Below are 15670 nucleotides of genomic sequence, written 5' to 3'. Positions count from 1 at the left end.
GCCGATCAGCCGACGGCGTAGGCGCGAGTGATCGTCTGGGTCACCCCGCCGCCCGCCGCGTCGGTCACCACCGCGCGCAGCGAGACGAATCCAGCCGTACGCGGGTTCGTCAGGACAGCGGTCCACTCCGAGCCGGTATGGACGACCGGGATCTGGCGCCACTTCGCGCCGTCGTCGGTGGACATCTCCAGCCGCACCGACTTCACCTCCGCCTGCGCGGACCCGGGATTGCGCTCGATCCGCAGAGGCAGACGGGTCACACTGCCCGGCTTGGCGCGGTTCGACTCGTCCAGACCCGCGGGGCTGTAGCGGACCGCCATCAGAGGCAGCGGCTGCTCCTTGGCCGCGGTCGCGGACGGGAACGTCCACACCGACTCCACCCCGGTGGAAAGCGCCGAGTGCGGAACCTGCCTGCGCATCGACGCGGTCAGCGTGTACACGCCGGACCCGGCGGGCAGGTCGGCGCGGAGCTCGCACTTCTCCTTGTCGTAGACGTCACAGTTGGCGAGGTCGGCCCTGGCCAGCACCTGCCCGTCCTTGGCGAGAGTGGCGGCGCCGGTGGCGGCGGTGTCCGAGCCCGTCCTCCCCTGGCCGCCGTCGGCGAACAGCCCCATTCCCGAGAAGGTCAGCTTGTCGCCGGTACGGCTACCCCCCGGCAACTGGAACGACGGCCCGGTGACCGCGGCGTTCCAGACCTCGCTGGTCTCACCGCGCTTGGCGACCTTGCCGCCGTCGAACATCAGCGAGCTGCCGACCTGGAGCCCGCTGTTGTAGGTCAGCCCCGGGGTCCGGTAGTGGATGAGCGTGCCCGGCAGGGGGACGTCGCCGACCGGCCCGTCCAGGGAGTCACCAGGCAAGTCACTTGTGCGAAATCCGGCCATCGGCGTGCCCGTGGCCGCCACTCCTGAAGCTCGGTAGGTCGTGGTGACCTTCGCCAGCTCCTTCTGCCTGGCGTTGTAGGTGGGATCGTCAGGAATGCCGTCGGTGCGACGGTCGACAAGGTCGTAGACGTACGGGCTGGGAGACACGTCCTTGCTCAGCCACGTGGTCTCCAGGGCGTAGGTCAGACCGGGCCGACGGCTTGGAACGACGAAGAATTCGGTATTGACGTCCCAGCCACCGCCAAATGCCCAGAAATTCCACGCGCCATGGGTCAGCCCGTGGGAGATACCGGGCCGGAGCTTGGCGCTCGGATCGTCGAGCGTGATCTTGACCGCCTTGCCCTGACGCGCGTCCACGGTCAGCCGCTGGCCGCCGCCCTCGACCTTCAGCGCGGAGTCGGCCATCGTCAAGAAGTGCTTCCCGTCGATCTTATCGACGATCTCGGTGAAAACGTTCTGTTCGCCCTTGGGCAGCCGGATCTTCGCGGTCCCGTTCTGGAAGAGCGGTTCGCGGGTGGCGCCGGTCTTCGTGTCGTAGAACTCGATCACCCACGGATCGACCGGCTGGCCCTGCTTGCCGACGACGTTGACGGTCACGTCGTAGGACTCCGGCTCGACGTACGCGCCGGCCACGGTGCGGATCACGGTCTCGCCCGATGTGGCGGTGACGGTTCCCGGGTAGTCGCCGGGGTTCTTGCCGGTGGCGTCGATGCTGAGCGTGACCGACGCCTGCCCCTTGGCGGGCACGTCGAGACGCTGGGTGGAGAGTTTCAGCACCTCGCCCTCGGCGGCCAGGTCGAGGGTGACCGGGGCGTCGCCGGTGTTGGTGTAGGTGATGGTCCCGGTCTGCTTGCGGCCGTCCGGGCCGTCCCAGAGAAAGGCGGCCCAGGCGTCCTTCGTCTCGACCATGACCTGCTGCTTCAGGGCACGGACCAGGTCCACTCGTCCGGTGCCCTGCTGGAAGGGCGTGGCGCCGGGCGAAGGCGCGGCGCTGCCGACCAGCGCGGCCTTGAGCTGCTGGCCGGTCCAGTCGGGGTGGCGCTGGGCGAGGATCGCGGCGGCCCCTGCCACGTGCGGCGCGGCCATGGAGGTGCCGGACTTCTCGACGTGGGCACCATCGGCGGTGCCCTCGGCCGCCGCCGCGACGATCTCAACCCCCGGCGCGGTGATGTCGGGCTTGATGGCGTGGTCGCCCTCGCGGGGGCCTCGGCTGGAGAAGTCCGCCACCTGGTCCTGCCTGTCAACGGCACCGACCGCGAGGGCGGCGTCGGCGGTGGCCGGGCTGGATACCGGCTTGCTGCTGCCGCCGTTGCCCGCGGCGACGACGAACAGCGTGCCCGTCCGGGCCGACAGGGTGTTCACCGCTTCTTCCACAGGGTCGATCGTGGGATCGCCTGGGCCGCCCAGGCTCATGTTGACGATCTTGGCCTTGACATCGAGAGCGGCCCACTCCATGCCCGCCAGGAGGGCGGAGTCGCTGTAGCTGAAACTGCCCAGCTTGCCGATGGCCAGCCGCGCACCGGGGGCCACGCCCCGGTACTTCGCGTCGTTACTGGCGATGATCGAGGCGACATGAGTGCCGTGACCGTCGTGGTCACGGATGTCGGGTTCATCGCTGAAGTTGCGCTCCTGGGTTACCACGCCCTTCAGGTCCGGATGGTTGGGGTCGTAGCCGCTGTCGAGGACGGCGACCGTGACCCCCTCGCCGGTCATCCCCTGCTTCCACGCCTCGGTGGCGCCGATCTGCTTGGTGCTCCGGTCGAGGCTGGGGGACCGGAGGCCGTCCAGCCAGATCTTCGTCGCGCCTCCGGCCAGAGTGCGGGCGCCGTCCGCCAGCTCCTTCCACGTCTGCGCCGCGCCGCTCTTGGGCAGGCGCAGCGTGGTCATGCCGAGGCCGGCGAGCTGCCGGGTGCCCTGCGCGCCCCTGAGCGCAGGGGCCGCCCCCTTGGCCGACTGCGTGATCAACGGGATGTCGCCCTTGTCGGCGTCGCCGTACCTCCAGGCCAGCAACTGGGTGACGTCGAACAGCCGCCGGTCGAGCACACCCTGCGTGACCAGCGGGCGCGCGTCGGACGGGATCACGTACAGGTGACCGTCCAGCACCTGCTTGGTGAACGCCACCTCCCTGCCGGGGCCGGGTTCCACCCGGGACGCCGTGCCGATGACCGTGACCTTGTCACCGGTGATCAGGGTCACGCTGTCGGCCCTGCCCGCGCCGGGCTGTTCGGCGGCGGCTCCAGGGGCTGATACGGGGGTGATGCCGACCGTCGCCGCCAGAAGGGCCGGGACGAGTCCCCTGCTTAAATACACGGGACGCCCCCACCTTCCTCTTGATCAAAAAGAGTCATGTAAGGGTAGATGTCCGGCTACGTCTACGTGTTACTCCCCCGCGCACATGTCATCGGCGGCAGCGCCGGGTGGATGGACGTGACGCACGCCCTCCCAGTCAGCGCCTCAGGCGCGGAACAACCAATAGATCGTGAACAGCAGCGTGACGTAGCCGAGAACCAGACCGACCGTCGCGATCTTGTTGCCGCTGTAGACCCCGGTCTTGATCTCCTTCCTTGCCATGTGTCCCGTGACGACGGCCGCGACGCTGAACAGTCCGTAGGAAGTCAATGGTCTGAAGACGCTGACCACACAGCACAGGACTACGGCCACTATCCCGAACGCCAAGCTGGCCTTGGCGAGCCCGGAGGGCACTGGAGGACGAGGAACCGGCTGCGGCGGAGCCTGCTCATAAGGGAATCCGTACGGCACGGTCTCTGGATCCTCGGGCTGAGAAGGGGGGTGGGTCACCCGAACAGCTATAGGCCAGGAAACGTGCGCGATCAAGTCCCTTTCATGGGCGAAGGCCGAGACCGCGATTCACCTACAGCAGTTCGAGGGCCTTGGCCACGCCCGGGTCGCGCCCGGCGGCCAGGTCGAGGGCGGTCATGGGGGCGTAGTGGTCGACCGGCACGCCGATCGTGTCGATGATCTCGCGGGCGGGGCCGAGGTGCCGGACCTGGGGCAGCAGCAGGACGCTGCCGTCGTCCAGCAGGTACCCCCGGTACGGGCCGGAGACGGCTCCGGCGGTGCGGGTCCCGACGAGAGTGCCCAGGCCGTTGTCCTTGACGGCGGCGCTGAAGTCCTCGCAGGCCGACGCGCACGCACGGCCGGTGAGGACGACCAGCGGGAGGCCGAGCAGCGGCACGCTGTCGTCGGTCCGGTTGGACACGCAGTCGCCCTTGAGCGGGCAGAAGTAGCTGGTGACCTTGCCGTGCGCGAACGCGCCGAGCAGCCGCGTCACCTCGCGAGGCGACCCGCCGCCGTTGCCGCGCAGGTCGAGGACGACCGCCTTCGGCTTGTCCTGGAGCTTGGCGATGACCTGGTCGGCGGCTCCGTCGAAGAACCCGGGCAGCCGGACGTACGCGACGCCGCTGGGGAGCGTCTTCGACGTCACCGCCGGGGGCGGCAGCGTGAGGGGGCCCGCCTTGAGCTCGACGCTGCGGGTCCGTCCCGTCGTGGGACGCTTGAGCGTGAGCTTCACCGTGTCGGAGGCCAGGGCGTCGATGGCCCCCTGGTTCACGGTGTCGCCCGTGAACACCGGCACGCCGTCGACCTTGACGACGATGTCGCCGGGCCTGACGTCGGCCTTGGCGGCGGGGCTGCCGGGCAGCACGTGCGTGACGAACAGCGGCGCCCGGGCCGCCGGGTCCAGCTGCGGGCCCTGCAGCGCCGACAGGCCCATGATGCCCGTCCCGGTCGGTCCGCCTTGCTGCGGCGGAGCCGGCCTGAACCAGCGGGCGTGGTTGTCGTGCAGTCCGGCGACCATTGCGGTGATCGCGGCGCGCAGCGCGGACACGTCCCCCGCGCCGACGAGGCCGAGGCGGGCACGGAGCAGGCCGCCACCAGAACGGCGGCGCAAAGGGCTCTGATCATGCTTGCCACCGTCGCCGGAAACCGGTTGATCGGCGGTTAGCGGCGCCGTTAACCCCACCGTCACCCCCTTCCGGCTATGAATGCGCGACGTTGCGAGGGTGTGCGGCGCCCCTGCATGATGGGCGGCACATCAGACAAAGGCGGCACGGTGCACTTCTCAGTCAGCTATCAACCCACTCCCGACGAAGTGGCACGAGCGCTTCAACAGGGTTTGAAGCGCCAACTGAAGGTCTCCTATCTGGTGCTACCGGTGGTCCTGGTGGTGTCGGGTCTCGTCTGCATCCTGGTGGACTCCATCGGCCTGGGTGTCGGCATGTTCGCCGGCGCGGTCGTGTTCCCGCTCGCACTCACCTGGTCGATCGGCCGGGTCGCCAGGCGGCAGCTCACCTACCTCTGCGTGCCCACCACGATCCGGGTGACCGGCGACGGGTACGAGTGCCGAACCGAGCAGTCCACCATGACGATGCGGTGGTCCCTGTTCGGACGTATCGTGATCGGCCCCGAGTTCTGGCTGTTCTACGTGAACAAGCAGTGCGCGGCCTTCCTCCCCAGGCGCGCCTTCGACGGTGAGCAGCAGGCCGAACTCGACGCCTTCCTCAGGTCCCGCCAGAAGGCCGAGGTCGCTTGATCGTCACAGGTCGGTGGCTATGATCTTTTCGATGTTCCGTTCGGCGAGCGCCGTGATGGTGACGAACGGGTTGACGCTGGTGTTGCCGGGGATCAGCGCGCCGTCGATGACGTACAGGCCGGGGTAGCCGGCGAGGCGGCCGTAGTTGTCGGTGGCCTTGTTCAGGACGGCGCCGCCGAGCGGGTGGTACGTGAGGTGGTCGCCCCAGATCTTGTAGATGCCGAAGAGGTCGGTCCGGTAGATCGTCCCCTCCTTCGCGTTGATCTTGTCGAAGATCGTCTTGGCCATGTCGATCGACGCCTGCTTCCAGGACGTCTGCCAGCTCAGCTCGACCGCACTCGTCGCGGCGTTCCAGGAGAACTGGGCACGGTTCGGGTTCTTGGTGATCGACAGGTAGAACGAGGCGAAGGTCTCGATCCCGGTGGGCAGCGGCGCGATCTCGGCGAAAGCGCCCCCGGCGGCCCAGTTGTCGATGCCGGAGCAGGGGATGGCCGACTGGAGGCTGCCGGTCGGGTCCCACAGATGGTTGGCGCGGCCGCACATGACGTTGCCGTTGTCGCCCCACCCCTTGCCGACCTCGTCGTTCAGGTTGGGGAGCGCGCCGGTGGCCTTCAGCCTGACCAGCAGCTTGCTGGTGCCGACGCTGCCTGCGGCGAAGAACACCCTGTCCGCGGTCACGGTCTTGGTGACCGTGGTGTCGCCGTTGGTGTTGATCTGGTCGATGACGACCGTGTAGCCGCCACCGGACGCCGGAGCGACCGAGGTGACCTTGTGCAGCGGCGAGATGGCGACCTTGCCGGTGGCCCTGGCCTGGGCGAGATACGTCTTCTGCAGGGACTTCTTGCCGTAGTTGTTGCCGTAGAGGATCTCTCCGGCCAGCGCCGACTTGGTGACGGTGCCGGCTTCCTCCTGCTTCATGTAGTTCCAGTCGTACACGTCGGGCACGAAGACGAACGGGAAGCCGGAACGCTGGGCGTGCTTGCGGCCGACCCGGGCGTACTGGTAGCAGGCGGTGGTGTCGAACCAGGCCGGGTCGACGATGCCGACTCCGAGCCCGGCGTTGGCGCGCGGGTAGTAGACGTTGTACATCTCGTCGGCGTTCACCGACGGGAGGATGGCGCCGAAGTTCTCGCGCTTGGGGGTGACGGCCATGCCGCCGTTGACCAGCGAACCGCCGCCGACACCGCGGCCCTGGTAGACCGTGATGCCGCTGAACTCCTCGGCGTCCAGGATGCCGGTGTAGCGGGGGATGTCCCTGTCGATCGGGAAGCCGAGGAAGTAGTTGAGCGGCGCCTTGGTCCTGGTGCGCAGCCAGTAGGAGCGGTAGTCCGGCTCGCGGGTGTTGCAGAAGATCTTGCCGTCGGAGCCGGGCGTGTCCCAGGCCATGCCCATCTCGATCATGTGCACGTCGACGCCCGCCTGGGCGAGACGTAACGCGGTGACGGAGCCGCCGTATCCGGTGCCGATCACCAGGGCGGGCACGTGGGCCCCCGTGGCGATCGGAGCGGCCGTGGGGACGGCCCGCGCCTGGGCCGCCGTGGCGCGACCGCCGAGGGCCGCGACTCCGAGGAGAGAACCGGTTCCGGTGATGAATCCACGGCGTGAAACGCCTTTGCTGCCAGTACCGCCCGAGATGCTCATGGGGGTTTCCTCGCTCTCGACGACATGAGACTCAGAGACATGAGACTTGGCGATATGAGATTTAGCGTCATGAGAACTGGCGATATGAGAAGCGTGCTCGCGCGATGAGGTGCCCTACGCGTCCGTCCGCCTGGTGGAGGGGGTTGGGCCGCTGGACAGCACGCACACGGTGTCGAGGCCCAGTACGTGGTTGAGCCGGCCGAACGCCAGCCAGGAGCCGATGCTCATGCTCAGCTCCACGATCTCGAGCTGGCTGTAGTGCGCGGTCATCCGGGTCCAGAACTCGTCGTCGAGGCCGTGGTGGTCCAGGACGTACCGCTCGGCGTACTCGGCGGCCAACCGGGTGCGGTCGTCGAAGGCGTCGGTGGTGCGCCAGTCGGTGACCGCGTCGGCGAACCCGTCCTCGACCTTCTGCCCGTCCCGTTCGGTCCGCCAGTCGAGGCAGAAGGCGCACCCGTTGATCTGCGCGACGCGCAGCCGCGCCGCCTCGAACTCGCGGAGCCCGAGGGTCGTGTGGGCATACACCGACAGCGAGAACGTCGAGGCGGCGACCCCGATGCCGGGGACCATCTCGCCCCACACGTACTCGATCGCGTCCCTGCCCTCGGGGATGTCGATCTTCATGGTCGTTTCCTTCCGAGTTTGCCGACTGCGGGCCGCAGGGGGACGTCCAGGGCGTCGTACAGCCCGGGTTCGGCGTCCACGAGCCAGTCGACGGCGCCCACCAGCCGCCCGACCGCGGTGGCGTTCCCGCCCGCGGACCGGTTGCCGTCCTCGTCGGTGGCCTCGACGGTGACCTCGATGCGCGGACGTCCCTCGATGATCACCCGATGCGCCCCCTCGCCGTTGGGCGACACCGGCCAGTCAGGCGCGCAGGACGGGTGGACGCGCGTGACGTGCTCGACGACGATGCGGGGCTCGCCCTCGACGACGCCCTGCACCTCGAACCGCACCGCGCCCTGGGTGCCGGCCTCGAACTCGCCCATCGTCCGCGTGCTCACGGTGGAGTCGAGCGGGCGCCGGTCCACGGTCTCGCGGATCTCGTCCAGTTCGACGCCGAGGGCTCTGGCCATCAGCCGCACCTGCCCGCCCCACACCATGGACGGGACCGTCGGCGCGATCATCGGCGGCTCGTAGTCCATCGGCTGGCCCATGCCGACCAGGTACCGGACCGAGTCGGCCTGGTCGTAGGTGGAGTAGTCGAAGATCTCCTGGCAGCGGATCACGTCCACGGTGGCGCCGAGTCCGCTGATCAGCAGCGGCAGGACGTCGTTGCCCCAGCCGGGGTCCACGCCGGAGACGAACAGCGAGCCGCCGCCGTCCGCGATGGCGGCCAGCACCGGTTCGCGCAGCTCAGGCGGGGCGTTGCGGTGGTCGTAGAGCGCGTACAGCGACGGGGTGACGACCACGGCTCCGGCGCGGATCGCCCTGACGATGTCGGCGAGCGCCTCGTCGGGACGGATGTCGCCGGACGCCGCGTACACCACGGCCCGCGGCCCGGCGGCCAGCACCGCCTCGACGTCGCCGGTCGCCGCGACTCCCAGCTCGTGGCCGAGGCCGCCGAGATCGCCCGCGTCTCGTCCCACCTTGTCGGGGTTGTGGACGAGCACGGCCGCGAGTTCCAGCACCGGGTGGGCCTCGACCGCGCGGATGGCCGCGCGGCCGATGTTGCCGGTACCCCAGACCACGGTGGACACCATGACCGGAGCGTAGCAAGCGCTTGGTCAGCTGCATAGCTCCATTTCAGCGCGATCATTCGCGCTTGGCGGGCAGCGACGGCTTGGCGTCCGTCCAGCCCATCTCCTGGTAGGCGGTGAAGGAGGTGACCTTCGCGCTACGACCGCTGGCGAGCTCGACCGTGGTCGTCGTCCACTGCGCGAGCGGCAGACCCGTCTCCGGGTCGATCACGTGCGTGACGTCGTAGGAGTTCTGCCGTGCGCGGCCGGCCATCTGGTAGCCGAGCGCCTCGCCCGTACGGCCCAGCGGATCCTTCACCCTGCCCAGGGACTTCATCCCGGGCAGGCCGGCCAGGATGCGATAGGCGGACGCGCGGACGGCCGGCGAGACGGGCAGGCCGAAGACGATCTCCATGCAGCTCCCCTGCAGGGCCCCCTCCCGCCACTGGGGATCGCCCTCCCGGCCGCCCTTGGCCTGGGCGGTGATGCGCTGTTCGAGGTAGGCGCGCAGCTCCTGCTCACCGCTCGGGATGCGGGAGATCTCGTCCCAGCCGACGAGTTCCTTCGTCAGCGACCCTCCCGAGTTCTTCCATTTGCCGCGCAGCCGCGAGCCCACCTTCTCCTCCGCGGCGGCCCGCACCACCTCCCCCGAGTTGACCCCTTCGTACCCGGTCATGTCGATCGGGTACTTCCATTGGGTGGGCGAGCCCGCCTTCCGCCAGGCGGCCTCGTCCTCGTCCGTGAGCGGCTTCGCGCCGAGGTACTGCGTCACCCACCAGCTCTGCGCCCCCGGCCGGCGCGCCAGCCACTCCTCCTTGGAGAAGCGCCGCCTGATGACGTAGCCGCGATCAGGCGAGATCGCGTCCATGCCGTAGATCTTGGACGTCCGCCAGTACGCGCCCGACGTGGGCGCCTTCATCACGGCGGACGCGGCGGTGAGCAGGATCCGCTGCGCCGACGGCTCCGCTGTCGGCGCAGCCAAGGTCGACGTCGGGTTCGGGACCTGCCCGTCCGGTGCCGTCACCGTCATGACCACCAGCGCGGCGGCGGCCAGGCTAGCCGCCGACGCCAGCCACGGCACCGGTCCGCGCAACCTCCTCGCCCACCGCCTGCCGCTCCGCCCCGGCGGCTCGGACATGATCGACTCCAGCAGCATCCGGGCCCCCGCTCCGGACGCCTGCCCAGCGGGGTCGCCCCCCAGGTCGTCGTCGTGCACTCTCGCTAGATCGGTCAGATTCACAGCGCGGTCCTCTCGAGGAGCGGAATGTCGATGCCGGCGTCGGACAGGGCACGCGCGAACCGCCTGCGCGCCCGGTGCAGCCGGACGCGTACGGCGTTGCGCGTGATGCCGAGCGTGCGTGCCACCTGCTTGGTGTCGAGCCGCTCCCACGCGACCAGCGACAGCAGCTCCCTGTCGTCGTCAGACAGACTCCTGAAGGCCCGGCCGAACTGCGTGTACTCGGCTGCGGGCGGACCGGCCAGCTCGGGGGAGGCGTTCAGCTGCTCGCGCAGCGCGGCGGTGCGCTGCTCGTGCCGTCGCTCGCCGCGGCGGTGGTTGGCGAGGGCCCTGCGTGCCACGCCGTACAGCCAGAGCCTGGCCTCGTCGCCCGGAGGGACCTCGTCGATGCGCCGCCACGCGGTGGCGAACGTCTCGGCGACCACGTCGGCCGCGTCATCGGGGTCCTCACAGCGACGCAGGACGTACCCGAGGATGGGACGGTAAGCGTGTTCGTATATCTGCACGAACCGGCCGTGGGGGTCTGAACCCATGCGGCCTCCTCACTTGGATCATCAGTCACCAATCCCATGTCCGGAATTTCGGCAGCATTACCGACCGCAGCTCAGCCACCCGGACCACTGCCGTTTCCTGCACCATGGAGAGGTGACTGCCCCCACCTGCCCCAATTGCGCCGGCGAGGTCCTGCCCGTCCTCTTCGGCCTGCCCACCGAAGCCGCCCACCAGGCAGCCGCCGCGGGGAAGATCGTGCTCGCGGGTTGCGTCGTCTGGGACGACGACCTCGAAGAGAGCTGGGAATGCCGCAACTGCCACCACCACTTCGCCACCCCGGACCGCACCGCCTGGCTCACCGCCGTGGAGACCGCGATCTCACAACACGGCCGGTAGCCGTACTCACAAGGCCCTTCGGAATCTCCCTGGAGAGCCGCTGAGCTGCTGCGCGACCGAGCAGGTTCGAACCAGCCTTCCGGTCCGTACCGCGATGTCGGTGGCGGCTGCCACACTGCACGCCATGAGCGATGTGCTGGCAGGACTCGACAAGATCCATTGGGCAGACCTGAAGCACGCCTACGGACCTGCGGATGACGTTCCCGAGCAGCTGCGCGCGTTACGCTCGGAGTCGCCCGACGAGCGCGAACGCGCCCTGTACGAGCTGTACGGCAACATCTTTCACCAGGGCAGCAGGTACCCGGCGACCGCACCGGCGGTCCCGTTCCTGGCCCGGCTGGCCCTCGATCCGAGCACCCTAAAGCGGGATGAAATCGTGCAACTGCTCGCCGCGGTGGCGATCGGATACGACGAGGGCTACCTGCCGGGCGGTGTCGACATCACGGGCTGGCGGGCGGAGATCAACCGGATGCGTTCCGCGGATCCGGCCGAAGAGCGCCGCAAACTCGACCTATGGGTCGAGGCAGCCCAGGACGCCGGTGAACGCCGCGTCAGGAGCATCAATCGTGACACGTACGACCACGCCGAGGCGCTGCGATACGCGCAAGCCGAACTGGGCGCCTACGACGCCGTACGGGCCGAGGTTCCCGCCTTGCGTCGGCTGCTGGACGATGACGACCCACTGATCCGGGCCGCCACCGCCTATCTCCTGGGCTGGTTCCCGGAGGAGGCAGTGGGTTCCGTCGCCGCGCTCCAGGCTCTCCTCGTACGCGAAACCGCCACCGGCGTCACGGCCAACGCGATCATCTCCGCCGGGCTGCTCACGGCCACCGGCCTGGTTCCGCAGTTCCACGACTACCTCAACGGTCCCGAGCCGCTGCTACGCCTGTCCGCTGCCATAGCCCTCACACGGCTCGGCGTCGTCGAGCCCGAAGTGATCGGCGCCTTGGCGGAGGCGAGCATGATCCCGCCGGAGACAGACGCGGAACCCGCGGTCAGCTTCCTGGACGGTGATCTGCGCGGCTACGCGTCACAGACGCTGGCCACGCTCGACCACCAGTTGCCGGCCGAAACCGTGGAGGCGGTGGTGAAGGGCCTGTCGCGGACCTCGGAGGTCGCGACGTTCTCGATGACCGCGGCGGCGCTGAGACTGACATTCCCGCACGGCGCACCCCGTCCCCTGCCACCGTTCGAGGAACTGACCGCCCCTCAGCGGCGGGTCGTGCAGGTCCTGGCCGAGCTTGGGCCGGAGACGTGGCGCTGGGTCAACTTCATGTCCATCTTGCGGTCCTGGAATCTGCCGAGCACACACGCGGAGTGCCGTGCCTACGCGGGCCTCGACACGCCGGAGTAGCCCCGCCTCGGGCTCTGCCATCGATCGGCAGCGGTCGCGGAGCACCAGGGCGTCCGGCAACAGACGGGCCGCGTCGTGAGCAGTCACGCTTCAAGGTTCCGGTGAACCCGACGCTTCAGCATCGGTCCGCTGTCAGCGAATCGGGTCCGCTATCGGTGAACCCGCCTTGGGTGCCCGGGTCCGCGGTGCTTGGGTGGCGGGATGGAGCTCTTGATTCTGGGCGGGACGGCATGGGTGGGCCGGGAGCTGTCGAGGCAGGCGATCGAGCGCGGCCACCAGGTGACATGCCTGGCTCGCGGCGAAAGCGGACACGTCGCGGACGGAGCGAGGCTGGTGGCCGCCGACCGGCGCGATCCTTTGGCGTACCAACCGTTGCTCGACCGCGAATGGGATGCGGTCATCGAGGTGTCCTGGCAACCTGGCTTCGTCCGCGGGGCGCTCGACGCACTGGGCGGCAGGGCCACGCACTGGGCCTATGTGTCCTCCGGCAACGCCTACGCCTCCCATGCCACGCCGGACGCGGACGAGTCCGCGGCCCTGCTTGCTCCGACCGACCGCAGTGAGGTCGACCGCGCGTTGTACGGCGAGGCGAAGGTGGCCTGCGAGCAGGCGTCGACGGCGGTGGTGGGCGACCGCCTGCTCATCGCGCGCGCTGGTCTCATCGGCGGTCCTGGCGACCACAGCGGACGCTCCGGCTACTGGGTGGCACGTGCCGCACGCGATCCGCACGGGCCGATGCTGGTTCCCGATACACCGGCCAACCCGACACAGGCGGTCGACGTGCGGGACCTCGCCGCCTGGCTGCTCGACGCCGCCGAGACGGGGAGCATCGGCACATTCAACGCTGTCGGTCCGGTCGTTCCGTTCGGAGAGTGGATCGAGTTGTCCCGTGCTATCGGCGGGCACGTCGGCCCGGTGGTCGCCGCCGAGTCGGCGTGGCTGCTGGCGAACGGTGTGGCCGAGTACATGGGGGCCGAGTCGCTGCCGATGTGGCTGGTCGAGCCCGGCTGGGAGGGTTTCTCGGCCCGGAACGGGTCTGCGGCGCGCGCTGCGGGGCTCCGTCATCGGCCCCGGGCCGAACTGCTGGCAGACACACTGGTCTGGGAACGCGAGCAGGGCCTGGACCGGTCACGACGTGCCGGCCTCAGCGCCCAGCGCGAACGCGAGTTGCTGGACGCTCTCGGCTGACCCCTTGCCCCCAGCGCCCGCCGAGCGCCGCACGGCTCACGGACGGGTGGCGCTCACCACCCAGACGGCGCCGGAGATGCGCACCCCCTCCGAGGTCTCGTACGCCACGAGCCCCGCCCGCAGCTCCTCCCGCGCCCGTTCGACGACGGCCCGGTCGACCCCTTCCAGGTTGAAGCGAACCGGCCCCTGACCGAGGATGAACTCGGCCGCGTCGGCGGCGTCGCGACCGTAGTCCATCGGCGCTTCGACCGGGACGACGCCCACGTCGGCGAACCCGGCCTCGCCGAGCACCTCGTGGATCCGGGCCGGATCGACCAGGGAGCCCATCCCCCGCGCAGCGGGCGACGGCCCGCGCATCAGCGGCTTCAGCGCCCCAGTGGCACGGGCGTACTCACTGTCGGGGCTGCCGCCCTGCGGGCCCATGAACACGAGCCGCCCACCTGGCCGCAGCCCTCGCCGGACGTTGGCGAACGCGGCCACCAGGTCGTCGAAGAACATCACCCCACCACGGCTGATCGCGACGTCGAAGCCACCGTCGGGAAAGTGATGAACCTGGGCGTCCCCCTGCTCGAACCTGACGTTCGTGATGCCCTGCTCCGCCGCGTCGGCACGGGCGCGTTCCAGCATCGGCGCCGAGATGTCGACGCCGACGACCTGCCCTCGGGACGCCTGGCGTGCGGCCAGCAGCGTGATGTGGCCGGTGCCGCAGCCGATGTCGAGGACGCGGTCGCCCTCGTCGATCGCGGCGGCACGGAAGAGGTCGTCGTTGAACGCGGCGACTGTCGCGTCGTATCGGGCCCGGTTCTGCGCCCAGTGGACGCCTTCCCAGCCGTTCCACGCTTCCGCTTGCTGGGTGTTGGCAATGGCCTGCATGGGGTTCCTCCTGTGATCGGCGCCCAGACTTAACTAGAGTTGAACTCTAGAGATAAGCTACAGCCATGAGCCAAGTCAAGAGCGACTCCCCATTCGCAGGGCTACGTACTGCTCCCGGGAGGACGGCCGCCCATCAAGGAGTACGTCGACCTCTTCCGGCGAAGGCGACGGCGCTGGGGATACGGCGTGGGGCAAGAGAGCTCACACAGCAGACGCCGTAAGGCGGTTGCTGAAGCGGGCGAGCATGGTGGTCTGGGACGTTTCGGGAAACAGTCGGCCAATCACCGGCGGGATGCGCCAGTTGGCGGGACTGCGCCTGGCCAGCCGGGAAACCAGGGATATGTGCGGATAGCGGGCCTTCTCGTAGGCGCGCAGTCGTACCACCGGATCGTCGCCGCCCTTGGCGAGCTCGCGTCCGAGCACCCACACGTCCTCGAGGGTCTGGTTGGCGCCCTGCCCCAGCGTGGGCGGCATGGTGTGGGCGGCGTCGCCGACCAGGGTGATGCGGCCCTCCCCCCACACCTGGCGGACCTTGTTCCAGTGGTGCCCGAAGAAGCCGAGGTCGTCCTCGGACGCGCCGGCGAGCACCTCGGGGACGGGCGACGCCCAGTGCCCGAACCGGCGCCTCAGCTCGGCCAGCGGTGCGGCGGGCCGCGGATCGGCGGGTGACCAGCGCACGTCGAACCACCACTGCAGCAGGCCGTCCCCGGCGGACATCAGCCCGCACGCGCCCTCTCGCCCGGTGATCATGAGGTGCAGGCTCGAGCCGGTGAGATCGATGTCGATCGGGCTGAGGCCCTGCCAGGTGCCGAAGGTCGCCGGCTGGACGACACCCTCGCCCCACAGGCAGCGCCGTACCACCGAGTGGTGGCCGTCAGCTCCGACGAGCAGGTCTCCCGTGGCCGTCGACCCGTCGCTGAAGGCCGCCGTGACCTGGCCACGGTCCTGAGTCACGCTCTGGCAGCTCACCCCGTAGCGGACGAGGTCGTCGGGCAGCCCGTCCGCCAGGCGTCCCAGCAGGTCGCGGCGGGAGATCGCCTTGGTCTCGAAGCCGAAACGGTCGGCCGCGTGGGCCAGGTTCATGCTGGTGCGCAGCCGACCGTCGGAGGTGAGCGCGTCGATCCGGTCGATGCGCCCGCCGACGCCGTCCAGGCTGACGCCGAGATCACTCAGTACGGCGGCGCCGTTGCTGAAGATGGTCACCGCCGCACCGCCCGTCCGCCGGGCCGGAGCCTGCTCGAAAACCCGCACCCGGTGACCGGCGGCCAGCAGGCTGCGCGCGACAGCCAGACCGCCCACCCCGGCGCCAATGACAAGGATCTCCATATCTCCTCCACTTCGGAGTATCTCCGATTTGAAGATACATCGTAGTGAAGTAGG

General features: G+C 69.4%; 14 protein-coding genes. 4 read left to right on the top strand and 10 right to left on the bottom strand.

Features of this window, described 5'->3' with window-relative positions; all coding sequences use genetic code 11:
- Positions 1–5 precede the first annotated feature (5 nt).
- From ABT294_RS36025 to ABT294_RS36015, 3 genes are all read right to left on the bottom strand, one after another.
- Positions 6–3191 carry a S8 family serine peptidase gene (locus ABT294_RS36025; RefSeq protein WP_350810807.1) on the bottom strand — a complete coding sequence of 1062 codons (3186 nt, stop codon included), beginning with the start codon at positions 3189–3191 and terminating at the stop codon, positions 6–8.
- A gap of 144 nt (positions 3192–3335) precedes the next feature.
- A complete protein-coding gene (locus tag ABT294_RS36020; protein ID WP_350810971.1) occupies positions 3336–3584 on the bottom strand; it encodes a DUF4190 domain-containing protein in 249 nt (82 codons plus the stop codon).
- Positions 3585–3753: 169 nt separating this feature from the next.
- Positions 3754–4791 (bottom strand): S41 family peptidase, encoded by a 1038-nt coding sequence (locus ABT294_RS36015; protein WP_350810806.1) that lies wholly within the window; start codon positions 4789–4791, stop codon positions 3754–3756.
- A gap of 225 nt (positions 4792–5016) precedes the next feature.
- Here ABT294_RS36015 and ABT294_RS36010 point away from each other — a divergent pair, with 225 nt between their 5' ends.
- Positions 5017–5433 carry a YcxB family protein gene (locus ABT294_RS36010; protein WP_350810805.1) on the top strand — a complete coding sequence of 139 codons (417 nt, stop codon included), beginning with the start codon at positions 5017–5019 and terminating at the stop codon, positions 5431–5433.
- 3 nt (positions 5434–5436) lie between these two features.
- Here the strand turns inward: ABT294_RS36010 and ABT294_RS36005 are convergent, their stop codons facing one another.
- The 5 genes from ABT294_RS36005 to ABT294_RS35985 form a co-directional block, all read right to left on the bottom strand.
- Positions 5437–7074 carry a GMC oxidoreductase gene (locus tag ABT294_RS36005; RefSeq protein WP_350810803.1) on the bottom strand — a complete coding sequence of 546 codons (1638 nt, stop codon included), beginning with the start codon at positions 7072–7074 and terminating at the stop codon, positions 5437–5439.
- 114 nt (positions 7075–7188) lie between these two features.
- Positions 7189–7698 carry a carboxymuconolactone decarboxylase family protein gene (locus ABT294_RS36000; RefSeq protein ID WP_350810802.1) on the bottom strand — a complete coding sequence of 170 codons (510 nt, stop codon included), beginning with the start codon at positions 7696–7698 and terminating at the stop codon, positions 7189–7191.
- The gene (locus ABT294_RS35995) at positions 7695–8774 is read right to left on the bottom strand and encodes an NAD(P)H-dependent amine dehydrogenase family protein (RefSeq protein ID WP_350810801.1); all 1080 of its coding nucleotides are present in this window, start codon (positions 8772–8774) and stop codon (positions 7695–7697) included. Before ABT294_RS35995 ends, ABT294_RS36000 begins: the two co-directional genes overlap by 4 nt.
- A gap of 52 nt (positions 8775–8826) precedes the next feature.
- Positions 8827–9990 carry a CU044_5270 family protein gene (locus ABT294_RS35990; protein WP_350810800.1) on the bottom strand — a complete coding sequence of 388 codons (1164 nt, stop codon included), beginning with the start codon at positions 9988–9990 and terminating at the stop codon, positions 8827–8829.
- The gene (locus ABT294_RS35985; protein WP_350810799.1) at positions 9987–10520 is read right to left on the bottom strand and encodes an RNA polymerase sigma factor; all 534 of its coding nucleotides are present in this window, start codon (positions 10518–10520) and stop codon (positions 9987–9989) included. The genes ABT294_RS35990 and ABT294_RS35985 overlap by 4 nt, the downstream gene beginning before the upstream one ends.
- A gap of 112 nt (positions 10521–10632) precedes the next feature.
- Between ABT294_RS35985 and ABT294_RS35980 the strand changes: the two genes are divergently transcribed.
- The 3 genes from ABT294_RS35980 (at position 10633) to ABT294_RS35970 (ending at position 13417) form a co-directional block, all read left to right on the top strand.
- Positions 10633–10875 carry a hypothetical protein gene (locus ABT294_RS35980; protein WP_350810798.1) on the top strand — a complete coding sequence of 81 codons (243 nt, stop codon included), beginning with the start codon at positions 10633–10635 and terminating at the stop codon, positions 10873–10875.
- 124 nt (positions 10876–10999) lie between these two features.
- Entirely contained in the window at positions 11000–12229 is a 1230-nt protein-coding gene (locus tag ABT294_RS35975; RefSeq protein WP_350810797.1) for a HEAT repeat domain-containing protein, read from the top strand.
- 201 nt (positions 12230–12430) lie between these two features.
- Positions 12431–13417, top strand: a complete 987-nt coding sequence (locus ABT294_RS35970; RefSeq protein WP_350810796.1) for an NAD-dependent epimerase/dehydratase family protein — start codon at positions 12431–12433, stop codon at positions 13415–13417.
- A gap of 36 nt (positions 13418–13453) precedes the next feature.
- Here ABT294_RS35970 and ABT294_RS35965 read toward each other — a convergent pair whose 3' ends face one another.
- Together ABT294_RS35965 and ABT294_RS35960 are read right to left on the bottom strand one after the other, a co-directional pair.
- Positions 13454–14290 (bottom strand): class I SAM-dependent methyltransferase, encoded by an 837-nt coding sequence (locus ABT294_RS35965; protein ID WP_350810795.1) that lies wholly within the window; start codon positions 14288–14290, stop codon positions 13454–13456.
- Positions 14291–14491: 201 nt separating this feature from the next.
- Positions 14492–15616, bottom strand: a complete 1125-nt coding sequence (locus ABT294_RS35960) for an FAD-dependent oxidoreductase (RefSeq protein WP_350810794.1) — start codon at positions 15614–15616, stop codon at positions 14492–14494.
- Between the last annotated feature and the right edge of the window lie 54 nt (positions 15617–15670).

Origin of the sequence: Nonomuraea sp. NPDC000554 (assembly GCF_040300065.1) — a bacterium.
Classification (GTDB): Bacteria; Actinomycetota; Actinomycetes; order Streptosporangiales; family Streptosporangiaceae; genus Nonomuraea.
Note: the sequence above shows the minus strand (reverse complement) of the source record. Positions and strands in the feature narration are given on the sequence as shown.